General features: G+C 53.5%; 17 protein-coding genes. 16 read left to right on the plus strand and 1 reads right to left on the minus strand.

Annotated features, from left to right (window positions below; genetic code table 11):
• The first annotated feature begins 1 nt into the window (after position 1).
• Positions 2-1,465 carry an ATPase RavA stimulator ViaA gene (gene viaA, locus EBA31_RS25640; protein ID WP_046374847.1) on the plus strand — a complete coding sequence of 488 codons (1,464 nt, stop codon included), beginning with the start codon at positions 2-4 and terminating at the stop codon, positions 1,463-1,465.
• Positions 1,466-1,468: 3 nt separating this feature from the next.
• Here the strand turns inward: viaA and asnA are convergent, their stop codons facing one another.
• Entirely contained in the window at positions 1,469-2,461 is a 993-nt protein-coding gene (gene asnA / locus EBA31_RS25645) for an aspartate--ammonia ligase (protein ID WP_020837701.1), read from the minus strand.
• Between the two features lie 155 nt (positions 2,462-2,616).
• On the opposite strand from asnA, the gene asnC reads away from it, so the two are divergent.
• The 15 genes from asnC to glmS all read left to right on the plus strand — a co-directional run bounded on the left by asnC (position 2,617) and on the right by glmS (position 17,949).
• On the plus strand, positions 2,617-3,078 hold the full coding sequence (gene asnC, locus EBA31_RS25650; protein WP_004950461.1) for a transcriptional regulator AsnC: 462 nt from the start codon (positions 2,617-2,619) through the stop codon (positions 3,076-3,078).
• Positions 3,079-3,175: 97 nt separating this feature from the next.
• Positions 3,176-3,616, plus strand: a complete 441-nt coding sequence (gene mioC / locus EBA31_RS25655) for an FMN-binding protein MioC (RefSeq protein ID WP_012147574.1) — start codon at positions 3,176-3,178, stop codon at positions 3,614-3,616.
• A 381-nt stretch (positions 3,617-3,997) separates the two neighbouring features.
• Positions 3,998-5,887 (plus strand): tRNA uridine-5-carboxymethylaminomethyl(34) synthesis enzyme MnmG, encoded by a 1,890-nt coding sequence (mnmG, locus tag EBA31_RS25660; RefSeq protein ID WP_122080486.1) that lies wholly within the window; start codon positions 3,998-4,000, stop codon positions 5,885-5,887.
• 137 nt (positions 5,888-6,024) lie between these two features.
• The gene (gene rsmG / locus EBA31_RS25665) at positions 6,025-6,645 is read left to right on the plus strand and encodes a 16S rRNA (guanine(527)-N(7))-methyltransferase RsmG (protein ID WP_122080487.1); all 621 of its coding nucleotides are present in this window, start codon (positions 6,025-6,027) and stop codon (positions 6,643-6,645) included.
• Between the two features lie 638 nt (positions 6,646-7,283).
• Positions 7,284-7,667, plus strand: coding sequence for a F0F1 ATP synthase subunit I (atpI, locus tag EBA31_RS25670; RefSeq protein WP_020837704.1), 384 nt, complete (start codon positions 7,284-7,286; stop codon positions 7,665-7,667).
• A 21-nt stretch (positions 7,668-7,688) separates the two neighbouring features.
• Positions 7,689-8,465: a F0F1 ATP synthase subunit A gene (atpB, locus tag EBA31_RS25675; protein WP_020837705.1), complete on the plus strand. Its 777-nt coding sequence runs from the start codon at positions 7,689-7,691 to the stop codon at positions 8,463-8,465.
• 49 nt (positions 8,466-8,514) lie between these two features.
• Positions 8,515-8,754, plus strand: a complete 240-nt coding sequence (gene atpE, locus EBA31_RS25680; RefSeq protein WP_004093904.1) for a F0F1 ATP synthase subunit C — start codon at positions 8,515-8,517, stop codon at positions 8,752-8,754.
• Positions 8,755-8,811: 57 nt separating this feature from the next.
• Positions 8,812-9,282 carry a F0F1 ATP synthase subunit B gene (atpF, locus tag EBA31_RS25685; RefSeq protein ID WP_004950476.1) on the plus strand — a complete coding sequence of 157 codons (471 nt, stop codon included), beginning with the start codon at positions 8,812-8,814 and terminating at the stop codon, positions 9,280-9,282.
• A gap of 14 nt (positions 9,283-9,296) precedes the next feature.
• Positions 9,297-9,830, plus strand: coding sequence for a F0F1 ATP synthase subunit delta (gene atpH, locus EBA31_RS25690; protein WP_020837709.1), 534 nt, complete (start codon positions 9,297-9,299; stop codon positions 9,828-9,830).
• Between the two features lie 12 nt (positions 9,831-9,842).
• The gene (atpA, locus tag EBA31_RS25695) at positions 9,843-11,384 is read left to right on the plus strand and encodes a F0F1 ATP synthase subunit alpha (RefSeq protein ID WP_020837710.1); all 1,542 of its coding nucleotides are present in this window, start codon (positions 9,843-9,845) and stop codon (positions 11,382-11,384) included.
• A gap of 58 nt (positions 11,385-11,442) precedes the next feature.
• The gene (gene atpG, locus EBA31_RS25700) at positions 11,443-12,306 is read left to right on the plus strand and encodes a F0F1 ATP synthase subunit gamma (RefSeq protein WP_020837711.1); all 864 of its coding nucleotides are present in this window, start codon (positions 11,443-11,445) and stop codon (positions 12,304-12,306) included.
• Between the two features lie 32 nt (positions 12,307-12,338).
• Positions 12,339-13,721, plus strand: coding sequence for a F0F1 ATP synthase subunit beta (gene atpD, locus EBA31_RS25705; RefSeq protein WP_020837712.1), 1,383 nt, complete (start codon positions 12,339-12,341; stop codon positions 13,719-13,721).
• A 20-nt stretch (positions 13,722-13,741) separates the two neighbouring features.
• Entirely contained in the window at positions 13,742-14,161 is a 420-nt protein-coding gene (locus EBA31_RS25710) for a F0F1 ATP synthase subunit epsilon (protein WP_020837715.1), read from the plus strand.
• A 296-nt stretch (positions 14,162-14,457) separates the two neighbouring features.
• On the plus strand, positions 14,458-15,828 hold the full coding sequence (gene glmU / locus EBA31_RS25715) for a bifunctional UDP-N-acetylglucosamine diphosphorylase/glucosamine-1-phosphate N-acetyltransferase GlmU (protein WP_122080488.1): 1,371 nt from the start codon (positions 14,458-14,460) through the stop codon (positions 15,826-15,828).
• Positions 15,829-16,119: 291 nt separating this feature from the next.
• Positions 16,120-17,949 (plus strand): glutamine--fructose-6-phosphate transaminase (isomerizing), encoded by a 1,830-nt coding sequence (gene glmS / locus EBA31_RS25720; RefSeq protein WP_046374842.1) that lies wholly within the window; start codon positions 16,120-16,122, stop codon positions 17,947-17,949.
• The last annotated feature ends 209 nt before the right edge of the window (positions 17,950-18,158 follow it).

Consider the following 18,158-nt stretch of genomic DNA (forward strand, 5'->3'; position numbering starts at 1 on the left):
CATGCTCAGCCTGGAAACGCTCGATCTGCTGCTGGCGATCACCGAAGGTGAACTGATCGAGGAGATGATCATCGGTATGCTGGCGGCCCCGCAGCTGTCGATTTTCTTCAAGAAGTTTCCGGCGATCCGCCGGGCGCTGGATCGCGACCTGCCGCGCTGGAAGCTGCAACTGAAACAGCGTCTGCATGAAGCCATGGTGCCGCCTGCGCTGGCGCAAGAATTTTACCGCTATCAACAGTGCCAGTTAGAGAACAATACCCAGTTCTTTCATAACCTCAATGACACTCTGGACCTGCTGCGCCAGCTGGTTTCTCCTTTCTATGAGCAGGCCCGCTCGCTGGTGGACGCCGCCGATCTGCCCAATCATCCGCTGGACGACAGTTTCCAGACCCTGTTTTTACAACGCTGGCGTATCAGCCTGACGCTGCAGGCCACCATGATGCACCACCAGTTGCTGGAACAGGAACGCGAACAGCTGATGGCAGAGCTGCAGGAGCGTCTGGCACTGAGTGGGGCGCTGGAACCGCTGCTGTCGGAAAACGACACCGCCGCCGGGCGACTGTGGGACATGAGCAAAGGCCATCTTCAGCGCGGCGATTATCAACGGCTGGTGGAATACGGCAACTTCCTGCAGCAACAGCCGGAGCTGAAAAAGCTGGCGCAGCAGCTTGGGCGCAGCTATCAAGCCAAAGCGGTACAGCAACAGGATGCTTTGCCAGAGCCGTTTCGCGTCATGGTGCAGGTACCCGCCACGCTGCCGGAAGAGGTCAGCGGTATTCATCAGAGCGACGATATTCTGCGCCTGCTGCCGCCTGAGTTGGTCACGCTGGGTATCGAAGAATTGGAATTTGAGTTTTACCGGCGCCTGCTGGAAAAGCAGTTATTGAGCTACCGCCTGCAGGGCGATGTCTGGCAGGAACAGATAACGATCCGGCAGGTCACCCACCAGCAGCAGGATCAGCAGCCACGCGGCCCGTTTATCGTCTGTGTCGATACCTCAGGCTCCATGGGTGGGTTCAATGAGCAGTGCGCCAAGGCGTTTTGTCTGGCGCTGCTGCGCATTGCGCTGGCGGATAATCGCCGCTGCTACATCATGCTGTTTGCCAACCAGATAGTACATTACGAGCTTACGGCCGCCAGCGGAATTGAACAGGCAGTGCGTTTTCTCGGTCAGCAGTTTCGCGGCGGCACCGATCTGGCAGCCTGCCTGAACGCCACGGTGAGTAAAATGGCGGAGAGCGGCTGGTTCGACGCCGATGCGGTGATCATTTCTGACTTTATTGCCCAGCGGTTGCCGGAGGAGGTCATAAAGAAGGTCAAACAGCAGCAGCAGAACCACCAGCAGCGCTTTCACGCGGTGGCAATGTCCAGCTATGGCAAACCCGGCATCATGCGCATCTTCGATCATATCTGGCGCTTTGATACCGGGTTAAAAAGCCGCTTGATGCGCCGCTGGCGGCGCTGATTGTTACAGAAGCCCTTCGACCGCGTCACGCACTTGCGGTGACCACACGCCACACTGTACCTGACCAATGTGCGACAGTTGCAGTAACAGCATCACCAGGCGTGACTGGCCGATACCGCCACCGATAGTCTGCGGCATATCGCCACGCAGCAATGACTGATGCCACTCCAGCGCCAGACGATCTTCATCGCCGGTTTGCGCCAACTGGCGCTTCAGCGCACTGGCATCAACGCGAATCCCCATAGAAGAAAGCTCGAAGGCATCCTGCAATACCGGGTTCCAGACCAGAATATCGCCGTTCAAACCTGCCAGGCCTTCTGCCGCCGGTGTCGTCCAGTCATCATAATCCGGCGCACGGACATCGTGTGATTTACCGTGCGACAGCTTACCGCCGATCCCGATCAGAAATACCGCGCCCAGCTCTTTGGTAATCGCCCGCTCACGGCCTTTGGCATCCAGTTCCGGGTAGCGTTGCAACAGGGTTTCACTGTGAACAAAATGAATCTGCTCCGGCAGGAACGGCGTTAAGCCATATTCTCGGCTCACTTCGACTTCAGTGGCCTTAATCGCCGCATAAATACTGCTCACGGTGCTTTTCAGGTAATCCAGGCTGCGCTCACCATCCCCCATCACCCGCTCCCAGTCCCATTGATCGACGTAGACCGAATGGATCGCGCTCAGACGATCTTCATCAGGACGCAATGCTTTCATATGGGTATACAGGCCTTCACCGGCGCCAAAATCGTAGCTGCCCAGCGTTTTACGTTTCCATTTCGCCAGTGAGTGCACCACTTCGAAGGTGGCTTCCGGCAGGGTTTTGACCTTTACCTGCACCGCTTTCTCACTGCCTGACAGGTTATCCTGGGTACCGTCACCCAGGCGGCTGAGGATCGGCGCCTGCACTTCGATCAGGCCAAGCTGCTGTTCCAGCTGGCGTGAGAAGAAGGATTTAACCAGGCTGATTTGTTGTTGTTTTTGAATAAACTGTTTTTTCATTGCCGTATCTCTTATAAACCTGTCTCTGTTGCCAACGATTAAGCAACAGAACGGCACCGTAATTCAATATCCGCTAATCAATATTGCCTTTTCACTTTTAATCGTTCATTTTGATGCGGTAATAATTCAACAATCAGCAATTAGTGGGGGATTAAATGGCTGAAAATTATCAGATCGATAATCTCGATCGCGGCATTCTTAACGCTTTGATGGAGAATGCCCGCACGCCTTACGCCGAACTGGCCAAGAACTTTGCCGTCAGTCCCGGTACCATTCATGTGCGAGTAGAAAAGATGAAGCAGGCCGGTATCATCACCGGCGCACGGGTTGACGTGAACCCCAAACGCCTGGGTTACGATGTCTGCTGTTTTATCGGCATTATATTAAAGAGTGCTAAAGACTATCCTTCGGCACTGAAAAAGCTCGAAAGCCTGGAGGAAGTGGTTGAGGCTTACTACACCACCGGCCACTACAGCGTGTTTATCAAAGTGATGTGCCGCTCAATAGATGCGTTGCAACAGGTACTTATCAACAAGATCCAGACCATTGACGAGATCCAGTCCACCGAAACGCTGATCTCGCTGCAGAACCCCATCATGCGTACCATCACGCCCTAGCCAATTAATTACTATACCCATATTATCCACAGGTAGATCCCAGCCGATTCACAGCGTACAATGCTGCCACTTTGAGAAGGCTGGGATCATTCATTTCATGGCAGACATTACTCTGATCAGTGGCAGTACGCTTGGCAGCGCCGAGTACGTAGCCGAGCACTTGGCTGAAAAACTGGAAGCTGCGGGTTTTACGACCGAAACCCTGCACGGCCCTGAATTGGATGAACTGACCCTGTCCGGGCGCTGGCTGGTGGTGTCTTCTACCCACGGTGCCGGCGATTTACCGGATAACCTGCAACCGCTGCTGGAACAAATAGAAGAACAGCTTCCTGACTTATCCCAGGTGCAGTTCGGCGCAGTCGGTTTGGGCAGCTCGGAATACGACACTTTCTGTGGTGCGATCCAACGGATCGACGATCTTCTGATCGCTCGCGGGGCGAAAAGGATCGGCGATCGGCTCGAGATCGACGTGACTGAACACGAAATTCCTGAGGATCCGGCAGAGGAATGGGTGAAAAATTGGATTAATTTACTCTAATTTGTTCAAAGATCACCCGAACGATTGTGGATAACTATGCTTAAAAGCAGGGTAAAAGCGGTAGTTATCCCAATAACAACCTTAGGTCGCTTTTTGTCCTGTGTATAACATGCCATTTAGATCCCAGCTTATAAGCTATAGGATCACCGATCATTCACAGCTAACGATCCTCCTTAATCCGCTGATCTCAATCACGAATAATCACTTATCCACAGAAGATCGCGATCCTAATAAGAGATCTAATAAAGAGATCTTTAAATAAAAAAGATCTTCTTTTAATTACCGACGATCCTGACCACTTGGTCGATCGACTAAACTTGAGTAGAATCGCCCTCCCCAGGGCAAACAACGATCGTTCGCAATACGGCGAGGTGCAGTTCCATGTTTTATCCAGAGCAATTTGACGTCATCATCATCGGTGGTGGCCATGCCGGTACCGAAGCCGCAATGGCTGCGGCACGCATGGGGCGTCAGACTTTATTATTGACACACAATATCGATACGCTGGGGCAGATGTCTTGCAACCCGGCGATTGGCGGTATTGGTAAAGGGCATCTGGTTAAGGAAATTGATGCACTTGGCGGCCTGATGGCTACGGCGATTGACCATGCCGGCATCCAGTTTAGGATACTAAACGCCAGCAAAGGCCCGGCGGTGCGAGCCACTCGTGCCCAGGCTGACCGCGTACTGTATCGCCAGGCTGTACGCACCGCGCTGGAGAACCAGCCTAACCTGATGATCTTCCAGCAGCCGGTCGAAGATCTGATTGTGGAAAACGATCGCGTTGTTGGTGCGGTAACCCAAATGGGGCTGAAGTTTCGTGCCAAAGCGGTAGTACTGACCGTCGGCACCTTCCTGGATGGCAAGATCCATATCGGTCTGGAAAACTACAGCGGAGGCCGCGCCGGGGATCCTCCGTCGATCTCGTTGTCACAGCGCCTGCGTGAATTGCCTTTGCGCGTTAATCGCTTGAAAACAGGTACGCCACCGCGTATCGATGCACGCACTATCGATTTCAGCGTTCTGACGCCGCAACACGGTGATACACCGATCCCGGTGTTCTCGTTTATGGGCAATGCCGGGCAACACCCGGAGCAAATGGCGTGCTACATCACCCATACCAACGAAAAAACCCATGACGTGATCCGCAATAACCTCGATCGCAGCCCGATGTATGCCGGGATCATCGAAGGGATCGGCCCACGCTATTGCCCATCGATCGAAGACAAAGTCATGCGCTTTGCCGATCGTAACGCTCACCAGATCTTCCTTGAACCGGAAGGCCTGACCAGCAACGAAATTTATCCTAACGGCATTTCCACCAGCCTGCCGTTTGACGTACAGATGCAGATCGTTCGTTCGATGGAAGGGATGCAGAATGCCCGTATCGTTCGTCCGGGTTATGCCATCGAGTATGATTTCTTCGATCCGCGCGATTTAAAACCGACGCTGGAAAGCAAATTTATCCAAGGCTTGTTCTTCGCCGGTCAGATTAACGGCACCACCGGCTACGAAGAAGCCGCTGCACAGGGCCTGCTGGCCGGTCTGAATGCCGGACGTTATGCCAACGAAGATGAGGGCTGGTCACCACGTCGCGATCAGGCTTACCTCGGCGTGCTGGTGGACGATCTCAGTACCCTGGGTACCAAAGAACCGTATCGTATGTTCACTTCACGCGCCGAATACCGCCTGATGCTGCGCGAAGACAATGCCGATCTGCGCCTGACCGAAAAAGGCCGCGAACTGGGTCTGGTGGATGATGCCCGCTGGGCGCGCTTTAGCGAAAAGCTGGAGCACATCGAACAAGAACGTCAGCGCCTGCGCGACATCTGGATGCACCCGCATGCGGAGAATATCGATCAGGTCAACGTACTGCTGAAAGCGCCGCTGTCGCGTGAAGCGAATGGCGAAGAGTTGCTGCGTCGCCCTGAAATGGATTACCAACAGCTGACCTCCGTAGCCGCATTTGCGCCGCCGTTGGCCGATACCCAGGCCGCAGAGCAGGTTGAGATCCAGGTAAAATACGAAGGCTACATCGCTCGTCAGCAGGAAGAGATCGAAAAACAGCAGCGTAACGAAAACACCGTGCTGCCGTTGGATCTCGATTATCAGCAAGTTTCCGGCTTGTCGAATGAAGTGATTGCCAAATTGAATGACCATAAGCCGAACTCGATCGGCCAGGCTTCACGCATCTCCGGCATCACACCGGCGGCGATCTCAATTTTGCTGATCTGGCTGAAAAAGCAGGGTTTGCTGCGCCGCAGCGCATAAATCTTGTTTTTGTGCGACCGTTTGTCTACTTGATAGACAAACGGTCGCTGACATCGTCCCGTGCCTGAATTATCATGCTTGGCTTCTTGGCCAGCCCCAATTTGGCTAGTCGTTCCACGCCAGTCAGAGGACCCGTTGTGCAGAAAAAATTAGACTCGCTGCTCACTGCAGCAGGCATTGCGCTTCCCGATCAGCAAAAACAGCAATTGCTGGGCTATGTCAGCATGCTGGACAAGTGGAACAAGGCTTATAACCTCACCTCGGTGCGCGATCCTCAGCAAATGCTGGTACGCCATATTCTCGACAGCATCGTGGTAAACCCGCATTTGCAGGGCTCCCGTTTTATCGACGTAGGCACCGGCCCCGGCCTGCCGGGCATTCCGTTGGCGATCGTTCGTCCTGATTCCCATTTCACCTTGCTGGACAGCCTGGGCAAGCGCGTGCGCTTCCTGCGTCAGGTGCAGCACGAGCTGGGCCTGACCAACGTTGAGCCGGTACAGAGCCGCGTTGAGGAGTTCCCGGCCGAACCGCCGTTTGATGGTGTGATCAGCCGTGCTTTTGCTTCGCTGCAGGACATGCTGTCCTGGTGCCACCATTTGCCGGCGAAAGGGCAGGGGCGTTTCTACGCGCTGAAAGGGGTTCGTCCTGATGAAGAGCTGACGCAGCTGCCGGAAGGTATCGAACTCGAGTCGGTGGTGCGCTTGCAGGTGCCGGAACTCGAAGGCGAACGTCATTTGGTGATACTTAAAGCAAACTGAGTTTGTTTTTGATCAAATAAGCGTGAATTAAAAGATAGTGTCTAGAGTAAATGTAAGCAGGCTAATCAAGTGGTGGTTTTTTTAGTTAATTTACTTTTTATTAACACAAAAATAGCCGCCAATTAGCGACAATAGAGTAATTGCAATTCGAAATAGTCACGTTAGCAACGATAAGTTAACGATTCTGCTTTGGCGCTAATGTTAATTGGCTGTTGTAATATTACGCGACAAGCTGTCAATAAAAGGTTTTTACCGAGTAGATGGATTGTTTTTGAACGGTTAACTTGTAATATTTTGATTTATAATGTTTTTTGATCACTCAATTTGCTAAAGACGGTTTACACGTCGGTGAGTTATAAATCAGAAAGAGGCATTATTGTGAGCGGTTCGACGTTTCGTACTGTAACGCTGGAATAATCAGACAATTTAATGCGCCCTATATTCCGACCGTTTTCTTGTGAAAATAGCCTGAAATGGGGGAATTTAAATAATTGTTCACCTTTTCGCTACTTATCGATTGAATTCGTTGGTATGCCCCGTATAATTTGCTCGTTTTTTGCTGCTTGACTCAGATCAGTAAAAACAGTTTTATACGTCACTCAGCATACCCCCTCTGGGGTACGGAGAGAACAAACGTCATGTCTGTGTCCCTTTACAGCGGAAAAGTTGCTCGTAAATTGCTGTTTCTGCAGTTAATGACTTTTGTTTTGATCAGCGCTGCCTTCGGTCTGAAAAGCCTGGAATGGAGCGGTTCGGCACTGGCGGGCGGTCTCGCAGCCTGGTTGCCGAGTACCATGTTTATGCTGTTTGCCTTGCGTCATCAGACGCAGACGCAGGCACCCGGTCGGGTCGCCTGGTCATTCGCCATCGGCGAGGGGTTAAAGGTCTTGATCACCATAGTTTTGTTGATCGTGGCGCTTGGGGTGTTCAAAGCGGAGTTTATACCGCTTGGCCTGACCTATTTAGCGGTGTTAGCGGTGCAAATTATCGCACCCGCCGTGATTAACAGTTACCGAAATTAACTAAATAAGGGTAGAGGCATCATGTCTGCAGAGGGATACAACAGTCCACAGGAGTATATCGGTCACCACCTGACGCAACTTCAGGTCGGGACTGGTTTTTGGTCGATTAACCTCGACTCGATGTTTTTCTCCGTTGTCCTCGGGGTTCTGTTCCTGGTGATTTTCCGCCGGGTTGCCAAAAACGCCACCAGCGGCGTACCGGGTAAGCTGCAAACCGCAGTGGAACTGGTCGTCGGGTTTGTCGACAGCAGCGTACGCGATATGTACCACGGCAAGAGCAAGGTAATTGCTCCGCTGGCGCTGACGGTGTTTGTCTGGGTATTCCTGATGAACATGATGGACCTGATCCCGGTCGACTTCCTGCCATTCATCGGTGCCCAGCTCGGTCTGCCGGCACTGCGTGTGGTGCCTACGGCTGACGTGAACGTCACCCTGTCGATGGCGTTGGGCGTATTTATCCTGATTCTGTTCTATAGCATTAAAATGAAAGGCGTTGGTGGGTTCGTTAAAGAGTTAACCATGCAGCCGTTCAACCACCCTGTATTCATTCCTATCAACCTGATCCTTGAAGGTGTCAGCCTGCTGTCCAAGCCTGTTTCACTGGGCCTGCGACTGTTCGGCAACATGTATGCGGGTGAGTTGATCTTCATCCTGATTGCCGGCCTGTTGCCGTGGTGGTCACAGTGGGTCCTGAGCTTGCCTTGGGCTATTTTCCACATCCTGATCATTACGCTTCAAGCCTTTATTTTCATGGTTCTGACGATTGTCTATCTCTCGATGGCATCTGAAGAGCACTGATTTTCTTAAAACACTTGCACTTTTAAACTGAAACAAACTGGAGACTGTCATGGAAAACCTGAGTATGGATCTGCTGTACATGGCTGCCGCTGTGATGATGGGTTTAGCGGCAATCGGTGCTGCGATCGGTATCGGCATCCTGGGTGGTAAATTCTTGGAAGGCGCTGCTCGTCAGCCTGACCTGATTCCTCTGCTGCGTACACAGTTCTTTATCGTTATGGGTCTGGTTGACGCCATCCCGATGATCGCTGTTGGTCTGGGTCTGTACGTGATGTTCGCTGTCGCGTAAGTAGAGAATTTCTCTACACTGAAACCACACTATTAACTTTTAAAGAGGCATTGTGCTGTGAATCTTAACGCAACAATCCTCGGCCAGGCCATCGCGTTCGTTCTGTTTGTCTGGTTCTGCATGAAGTATGTATGGCCGCCGATTATGGCAGCCATCGAGAAGCGTCAGGGAGAAATTGCTGACGGTCTCGCTTCTGCAGAACGTGCCAAAAAAGATTTGGACTTAGCGCAAGCCAATGCGACCGACCAGCTGAAAACTGCTAAAGCAGAAGCTCAGGTGATCATCGAGCAAGCAAACAAACGCAAAGCTCAGATCATGGATGAAGCGAAAGCCGAAGCCGAGCAGGAACGTAACAAAATCGTGGCGCAGGCTCAGGCTGAGATCGAAGCCGAACGTAAGCGCGCTCGTGAAGAGTTGCGTAAGCAAGTCGCGATGCTGGCAATTGCCGGCGCCGAGAAGATCATCGAACGTTCCGTGGATGAAGCTGCTAACAGCGACATCGTTGATAAACTGGTCGCTGAACTGTAAGGAGGGAGGGGCTGATGTCTGAATTTGTAACTGTAGCTCGCCCCTACGCCAAAGCAGCTTTTGACTTTGCCGTTGAGCATCAAAGCGTAGAGCGCTGGCAAGATATGCTGGCGTTTGCTGCTGATGTCACTCGCAATGAACAGATTTCTGAACTGCTGTCTGGCGCTATGGCGCCAGAGACGCTGTCCAAGACGTTCATCGCGGTATGTGGCGATCAACTCGACGAACATGGCCAGAACTTTATCCGTGTAATGGCCGAAAATGGACGTTTACTGGTTCTTCCTGCCGTGCTGCAGCAGTTCAACGAACTGCGCGCCTTGCTGGAATCCACCGTCGAAGTCGACGTGCTCTCTGCGAGCGCACTGAGCGACAAACAGCAGGCTAATATTGCCGCTGCGATGGAAAAACGTCTGTCACGCAAAGTTAAGCTGAATTGCAAAATTGACAAGTCTGTACTGGCCGGCGTAATTATCCGTGCTGGCGATATGGTGATTGATGGCAGCGTTCGCGGTCGTCTTGAACGCCTGACAGACGTCTTGCAGTCTTAAGGGGACTGGAGCATGCAACTGAATTCCACCGAAATCAGCGAACTGATCAAGCAGCGCATTGCTCAGTTCAATGTGGTGAGCGAAGCTCACAATGAAGGTACTATTGTTTCCGTCAGCGACGGGATCATCCGCGTACACGGTCTGGCCGAAGTTATGCAGGGCGAAATGATCGCACTGCCAGGCAACCGTTACGCAATCGCATTGAACCTGGAGCGTGACTCCGTAGGTGCCGTGGTTATGGGTCCGTACTCGGATCTGGCCGAAGGCATGAAGGTAAAATGTACCGGCCGTATTCTGGAAGTTCCGGTTGGCCGTGGCCTGCTGGGCCGTGTAGTTAACACCCTGGGTGCACCTATCGACGGTAAAGGCCCGGTTGATAACGACGGTTTCTCCCCGGTTGAAGCTATCGCCCCTGGTGTTATCGAGCGTCAGTCCGTAGATCAGCCGGTTCAAACTGGCTACAAATCTGTCGACGCCATGATCCCAATCGGCCGTGGCCAGCGTGAGCTGGTGATCGGCGACCGTCAGACCGGTAAAACCGCTCTGGCTATCGATGCGATCATCAACCAACGCGACTCCGGCATCAAATGTGTTTACGTGGCTATCGGCCAGAAAGCGTCTACCATCGCTAACGTGGTGCGCAAGCTGGAAGAGCACGGCGCACTGGCAAACACCATCGTTGTGGTTGCTACCGCGTCTGAATCCGCTGCACTGCAATACCTGGCGCCATACGCCGGTTGTGCGATGGGCGAATACTTCCGTGACCGCGGTGAAGATGCACTGATCGTTTATGATGACCTGTCCAAACAGGCCGTTGCTTACCGTCAGATTTCCCTGCTGCTTCGTCGTCCACCAGGCCGTGAAGCTTACCCAGGCGACGTATTCTACCTCCACTCCCGTTTGCTGGAGCGTGCTGCGCGTGTTAACGCCGACTACGTTGAAGCCTTCACCAAAGGTGAAGTCAAAGGCCAAACCGGTTCACTGACCGCTCTGCCGATCATTGAAACCCAGGCAGGTGACGTTTCCGCGTTCGTTCCGACCAACGTAATCTCGATTACCGATGGTCAGATCTTCCTGGAATCCAACCTGTTTAACTCCGGTATTCGTCCGGCGGTTAACCCGGGTATCTCCGTATCCCGTGTGGGCGGTGCAGCGCAAACCAAGATCATGAAAAAACTGTCCGGTGGTATTCGTACCGCGCTGGCACAGTACCGTGAACTGGCTGCGTTCTCTCAGTTCGCTTCCGATCTGGATGATGCGACCCGCAAACAGCTGAGCCACGGTCAGAAAGTGACCGAGCTGCTGAAACAGAAACAGTATGCGCCGATGTCCGTCGCACAACAGTCTCTGGTGCTGTTTGCCGCAGAACGTGGCTACCTGAACGACGTTGAAGTCGCGAAAGTCGTGAGCTTCGAAGCCGCGCTGGTTGCTTACGCAGACCGCGAGCATGCCGAGTTGCTGAACCACATCAACCAAACTGGCAATTTCAACGATGAGATCGAGGGCAAACTGAAAGCCGTCCTCGAGACCTTCAAGAAAACCCAGTCCTGGTAACGCTCAGCGGCCTGCAGTTGAAAGACAGCAGGCCGTCTGGCAATGAGGAGAAGCAGAGATGGCCGGCGCAAAAGAGATACGTAGTAAGATCGCGAGCGTGCAAAACACGCAAAAGATCACTAAAGCGATGGAAATGGTCGCCGCCTCCAAAATGCGTAAATCGCAGGAACGCATGGCGGCCAGCCGTCCTTATGCAGAGACCATGCGCAAAGTGATTGGTCACCTTGCGTTGGGTAATCTGGAATATAAGCACCCGTACCTGGATGAGCGTGACGTTAAGCGCGTCGGGTATCTGGTGGTGTCTACTGACCGTGGTCTCTGTGGCGGCTTGAACATCAACCTGTTCAAGCGTCTGTTGGCAGAGATGAAAGGCTGGTCCGAAAAAGGCGTTGAAGTTGATTTGGCGCTGATTGGCTCTAAAGCGGCCTCTTTCTTTGGTTCCGTGGGCGGCAACGTGGTTGCCCAGGTTACCGGCATGGGGGATAAACCTTCCCTGTCGGAACTGATCGGTCCGGTGAAAGTGATGCTGCAAGCCTACGACGAAGGTCGTTTGGACAAGCTGTACATTGTCAGCAACAAATTTATCAATACGATGTCCCAGGAACCACAGATTATTCAGCTGCTGCCGTTGCCGCCTTCCGATGACGGTGAGCTGAAGAAAAAATCTTGGGATTACCTGTATGAACCCGATCCAAAAGTGCTGCTTGATACCTTGCTGCGCCGCTATGTGGAATCGCAAGTTTATCAGGGCGTCGTGGAAAACCTGGCCAGCGAGCAGGCCGCACGAATGGTAGCGATGAAAGCCGCAACCGATAACGGCGGTAGCCTGATCAAAGAGCTGCAGTTGGTATACAACAAGGCTCGTCAGGCCAGCATCACTCAGGAACTCACCGAGATCGTTTCGGGAGCCTCCGCGGTTTAAGCTAGGTTTACGAATTACGTAGAGGATTCAAGATGGCTACTGGAAAGATTATCCAGGTAATCGGCGCCGTAGTGGACGTCGAGTTCCCTCAGGATGCCGTACCAAAAGTGTACAATGCTCTTGAGGTTGAAAACGGTACCGAGAAGCTGGTGCTGGAAGTTCAGCAGCAGTTGGGCGGTGGCGTAGTTCGCTGTATCGCGATGGGGACCTCAGATGGTCTGCGCCGCGGTCTGAAAGTGAACGATCTGGAACACCCAATTGAAGTACCGGTAGGTAAAGCTACCCTGGGCCGTATCATGAACGTATTGGGTGAACCAATCGACATGAAAGGCGACATCGGCGAAGAAGAACGTTGGGCGATTCACCGTCCGGCGCCAAGCTACGAAGATTTGTCCAACTCCCAGGATCTGCTGGAAACCGGTATTAAGGTTATGGACCTGATTTGTCCGTTCGCTAAGGGCGGTAAAGTTGGTCTGTTCGGTGGTGCTGGTGTGGGTAAAACCGTAAACATGATGGAGCTGATCCGTAACATCGCGATCGAGCACTCCGGTTATTCCGTGTTTGCAGGCGTGGGTGAGCGTACTCGTGAGGGTAACGACTTCTACCACGAAATGAACGACTCCAACGTACTGGACAAAGTATCCCTGGTTTACGGCCAGATGAACGAGCCACCGGGTAACCGTCTGCGCGTTGCTCTGACCGGTCTGACCATGGCGGAGAAATTCCGTGACGAAGGCCGCGACGTTCTGCTGTTCGTTGATAACATTTACCGTTATACCCTGGCCGGTACCGAAGTGTCCGCACTTCTGGGCCGTATGCCATCTGCGGTAGGTTATCAGCCAACGCTGGCGGAAGAGATGGGCGTTCTGCAAGAACGTATCACCTCTACCAAGACCGGTTCTATCACTTCCGTACAGGCCGTTTACGTTCCTGCGGATGACTTGACTGACCCGTCACCAGCCACCACCTTTGCTCACTTGGATGCAACCGTGGTACTGAGCCGTAATATCGCTTCTCTGGGTATCTACCCGGCCGTTGACCCGCTGGATTCCACCAGCCGTCAGCTGGATCCGCTGGTAGTTGGCCAGGAGCACTACGATGTAGCGCGTGGCGTGCAGTCTATTCTGCAACGCTACCAGGAACTGAAAGATATCATCGCAATCCTGGGTATGGACGAGCTGTCAGAAGATGACAAACTGGTCGTATCCCGTGCGCGTAAAATCCAACGCTTCCTGTCTCAGCCGTTCTTCGTGGCAGAAGTCTTCACCGGTTCTCCGGGCAAGTTCGTATCGCTGAAAGACACCATTCGTGGTTTCAAAGGCATTATGGACGGCGACTATGACCACCTGCCTGAACAAGCGTTCTACATGGTTGGCGCCATTGAAGAAGCAGTGGAAAAAGCCAAGAAACTGTAACGCCTTGAGAGGAGGGTGATATGGCTATGACTTACCATCTGGATGTAGTCAGCGCGGAAAAACATATGTTTTCCGGCCTGGTGCAAAAGATCCAGGTGACAGGTAGCGAAGGCGAACTGGGGATTTTCCCTGGCCATGCGCCGCTGCTGACTGCCATCAAGCCTGGCATGGTGCGTATTGTTAAACAGCACGGTGAAGAAGAGTTCATCTACCTGTCCGGCGGTATCCTTGAGGTACAGCCGAGCGTGGTCACCGTGTTGGCAGACACTGCCATCCGTGGAACGGACCTCGACGAAGCGAGAGCGCTGGAAGCTAAGCGTAAAGCTGAAGAGCACATCCGTAGCTCTCATGGCGATGTCGACTATGCTCAGGCATCTGCGGAACTGGCGAAAGCGATCGCAAAACTGCGCGTTATCGAGCTCACCAGAAGAGCGATGTAACATTTTGGCGCGTGCATAACGCAACCAAAATTAAGAAAGCGGCCTATTTGGTCGCTTTTTTTTTGCTTTAAAATAAGCGTTTCAACCCGGTGGGCATTGTGATGTATAACCCTCGAGAGAGGCTAAAAATGTCTCCGATCGCCGACAGTTCCACCCAGGCTGAGGTTGCCTGAGTGTTAGCTGTGGCGCGCCTAGTGCCCCATGGCCTGCGCCGGGTTCGTGCAGAGAAATATGTAGTAATATCGTCACTAAAGAGTTCTACTTTCGTCTATCAAAATGGAGTTATCAGGTTGCTTATGTCGAACAGCGCAATGAGTGTGGTGATCCTCGCCGCGGGCAAGGGAACACGCATGTATTCCGATCTTCCCAAGGTGTTACATCCATTGGCCGGTAAGCCGATGGTGCAGCACGTCATTGATGCCGCGATGAAACTGGGCGCGCAAAACGTCCATTTGGTCTACGGCCACGGCGGTGAGTTGCTGAAAAAGACCCTGACCGACAGTGCGCTGAACTGGGTGCTGCAGGCCGAGCAGTTGGGGACCGGCCACGCCATGCAGCAGGCTGCACCGCATTTTGCCGATGATGAAGACGTGCTGATGCTGTACGGTGACGTTCCGCTGATCTCTGTCGATACCCTGCAGCGCCTGCTGGCGGCGAAGCCACAGGGCGGTATTGGTCTGCTGACCGTAAAACTGGCTGATCCGAGCGGTTACGGTCGTATCGTGCGCGAGCAGGATACGGTGGTGGGAATTGTTGAGCACAAGGATGCCAGCGAAGCCCAGCGTCAGATCAATGAAATCAATACCGGCATCCTGGTGGCCAACGGGCGCGATCTGAAGCGCTGGCTGGGGATGTTGAACAACGACAACGCGCAGGGTGAGTTCTATATCACCGATATCATCGCGTTGGCACATGCCGACGGCAAGAAAATTGAGGCGGTCCATCCATCTCGCCTGAGTGAAGTGGAAGGCGTGAATAACCGCCTGCAGCTGTCGCGACTCGAGCGCATTTATCAGGCAGAACAATCTGAAAAGTTGCTGCTGGCCGGCGTAATGCTGTTGGATCCGGCGCGTTTTGATCTGCGTGGGGAACTTGTACACGGTCGCGACATCTCTATTGATGCCAACGTGATTATTGAAGGTTCGGTCAAGCTGGGCGACCGCGTGAAAATCGGTGCCGGCTGCGTGCTGAAAAACTGCGTAATTGGCGACGACTGCGAGATCAGCCCGTATAGCGTATTGGAAGATGCGGTGCTGGCAGCGGAATGCACCGTGGGGCCATTCGCCCGTCTTCGTCCGGGTGCAGAGCTGGCGGTGGGCGCCCATGTCGGCAACTTCGTCGAAATGAAAAAAGCACGCTTGGGCAAAGGTTCCAAGGCGGGACATCTGAGCTACCTGGGCGATGCCGAGATTGGTGACGATGTGAATATCGGCGCCGGTACTATCACCTGTAACTATGATGGCGCCAACAAGCATAAAACCATTATTGGCGACGGCGTGTTTGTTGGTTCCGATACCCAACTGGTGGCACCGGTCTCCGTCGGCAAAGGCTCTACCATCGCCGCTGGCACTACGGTTACCCGTGATATCGGCGAGGACGAACTGGTGCTGAGCCGCGTTAAGCAGGTGCACATCCAGGGTTGGCAGCGTCCGGTGAAAAAGAGATAGCCCTTCATCTTTCGAGCTGCAGCGTTGTTGGCTTCATGCCAGAACCCCAGTCACTTACTTGAGTAAGCTCCTGCGGATCCTGACATTTGCCGCCTAGCTGCAACTCGAAATCTATTGGGCGGCAGCATGTAGTAGAAAGAATATGTTTTGTATTGCGCTCCAATGTAGAGCCCAATACAAAACATAATAATCCCCATTCTCTACAGGCTCGGGGACGCACGGTAAAAACCGGCAAAATCAGGTCAAGACATCGAAAGCGCCCCGAAAGGCGTTTAATTAGGAATACAACTGATGTGTGGAATTGTAGGCGCAGTAGCGCAACGTGATATTGCAGAGATCCTGTTGGAAGGTTTACGCCGCCTTGAGTACCGTGGCTATGACTCGGCCGGTTTGGCAGTGGTGGATGCGGAAGGCAACGTGAACCGTTTACGCCGCGTGGGCAAGGTCAATAAACTGGCCGAAGCCGCGGAACAACATCCCTTGCACGGCGGCACCGGTATTGCTCACACCCGCTGGGCAACGCACGGTGAACCTACCGAAGCGAATGCGCACCCGCATGTTTCTGATTACATTACCGTGGTGCATAACGGCATCATCGAAAACCACGAACCGCTGCGTGAATTGCTGATCGAACGGGGCTATCACTTCAGCTCCGAGACCGATACCGAGGTGATTGCTCACCTGGTGCATTGGGAACAGCGCCAGGGCGGCAGCTTGCTGGAAGTGGTGCAGCGCGTGATCCCACAGCTGCGTGGCGCCTACGGCACCGTGGTAATGGATAGCCGCGACCCGAGCGTGCTGGTGGCAGCGCGTTCCGGCAGCCCGCTGGTGATCGGCCGCGGCGTGGGTGAAAACTTCCTGGCATCCGACCAATTGGCGCTGCTGCCGGTGACCCGTCGCTTTATCTTCCTGGAAGAAGGCGACGTGGTGGAAATGACCCGCCGCACCGTCAACATTTTCGACAAACAGGGTAACGCCGTTGAACGCCCTGAGATTGAATCTCAAGTGCAATACGACGCCGGTGATAAAGGCGCTTACCGCCATTACATGCAAAAAGAGATTTACGAACAGCCGCTGGCGCTGAAAAACACCCTGGAAGGGCGTTTCAGCCATGGCCAAATCAACCTGAGCGAGCTGGGACCGCGCGCCGATGAGCTGCTGGCGAAGGTGCAGCATGTGCAGATCATTGCCTGCGGTACGTCATACCACTCTGGCATGGTTGCTCGCTATTGGTTCGAATCTCTGGCCGGTGTGCCTTGCGACGTCGAGATCGCGTCTGAATTCCGTTACCGCAAATCTGCCGTGCGTCCGGGCAGCCTGATCATCACGCTGTCACAGTCCGGCGAAACCGCCGATACCCTGGCGGCGCTGCGCCTGTCGAAGGAATTGGGCTACCTCGGTTCGTTGGCGGTGTGTAACGTGGCCGGTTCTTCGCTGGTGCGTGAATCCGATTTGGCGCTGATGACCAAGGCCGGGACCGAAATTGGCGTGGCCTCTACCAAGGCCTTCACCACCCAGTTGGCGGTGTTGTTGATGCTGGTGGCGCGTTTGGGCCGACTGAAAGGCATGGCGGAAAGCGTTGAGCATGAAATCGTACACGGCCTGCAGGCGTTGCCGGCGCGTATCGAACAGATGCTGTCGCTGGACAAAAGCATTGAAGCGCTGGCGGAGGGGTTCTCCGACAAGCATCACGCGCTGTTCCTCGGCCGTGGCGATCAGTATCCGATCGCCATGGAGGGTGCACTGAAGCTGAAAGAGATCTCCTACATTCACGCGGAAGCCTATGCGGCCGGTGAATTGAAGCACGGCCCGCTGGCGTTGATCGATGCCGATATGCCGGTGATCGTGGTGGCGCCGAACAACGAACTGTTGGAAAAACTGAAATCCAACATCGAAGAAGTTCGCGCGCGCGGCGGCCAGCTGTATGTGTTCGCCGATCAGGATGCCGGTTTCGTCAGCAGCGAAGGCATGACCATCATTCCATTGCCGCACGTAGAAGAAATCGTGGCCCCTATCTTCTACACCGTGCCGTTGCAGCTGCTGTCTTACCATGTGGCGTTGATCAAAGGCACCGATGTTGACCAGCCGCGTAACCTGGCTAAGTCTGTCACCGTAGAGTAATACGCTGCTGCTAATCTCTAAAAGCCGGCCACTGTGCCGGCTTTTTTCATAACGGGATCAAATATGACAAGAGTGCTACAGCGGAGATAAAAGTTGTCATATTCAAACGGATAGCGGCGTTGGAGAGGGTTTTTTTATTGATTAATTACTGAGTGGTTTTATGTTTAATGGTTTGATTTTTATAGTGTAATCATATCCACGCTCTCGCT

This window comes from Serratia sp. P2ACOL2 (assembly GCF_003691565.1).
Classification (GTDB): Bacteria; Pseudomonadota; Gammaproteobacteria; order Enterobacterales; family Enterobacteriaceae; genus Serratia; species Serratia liquefaciens.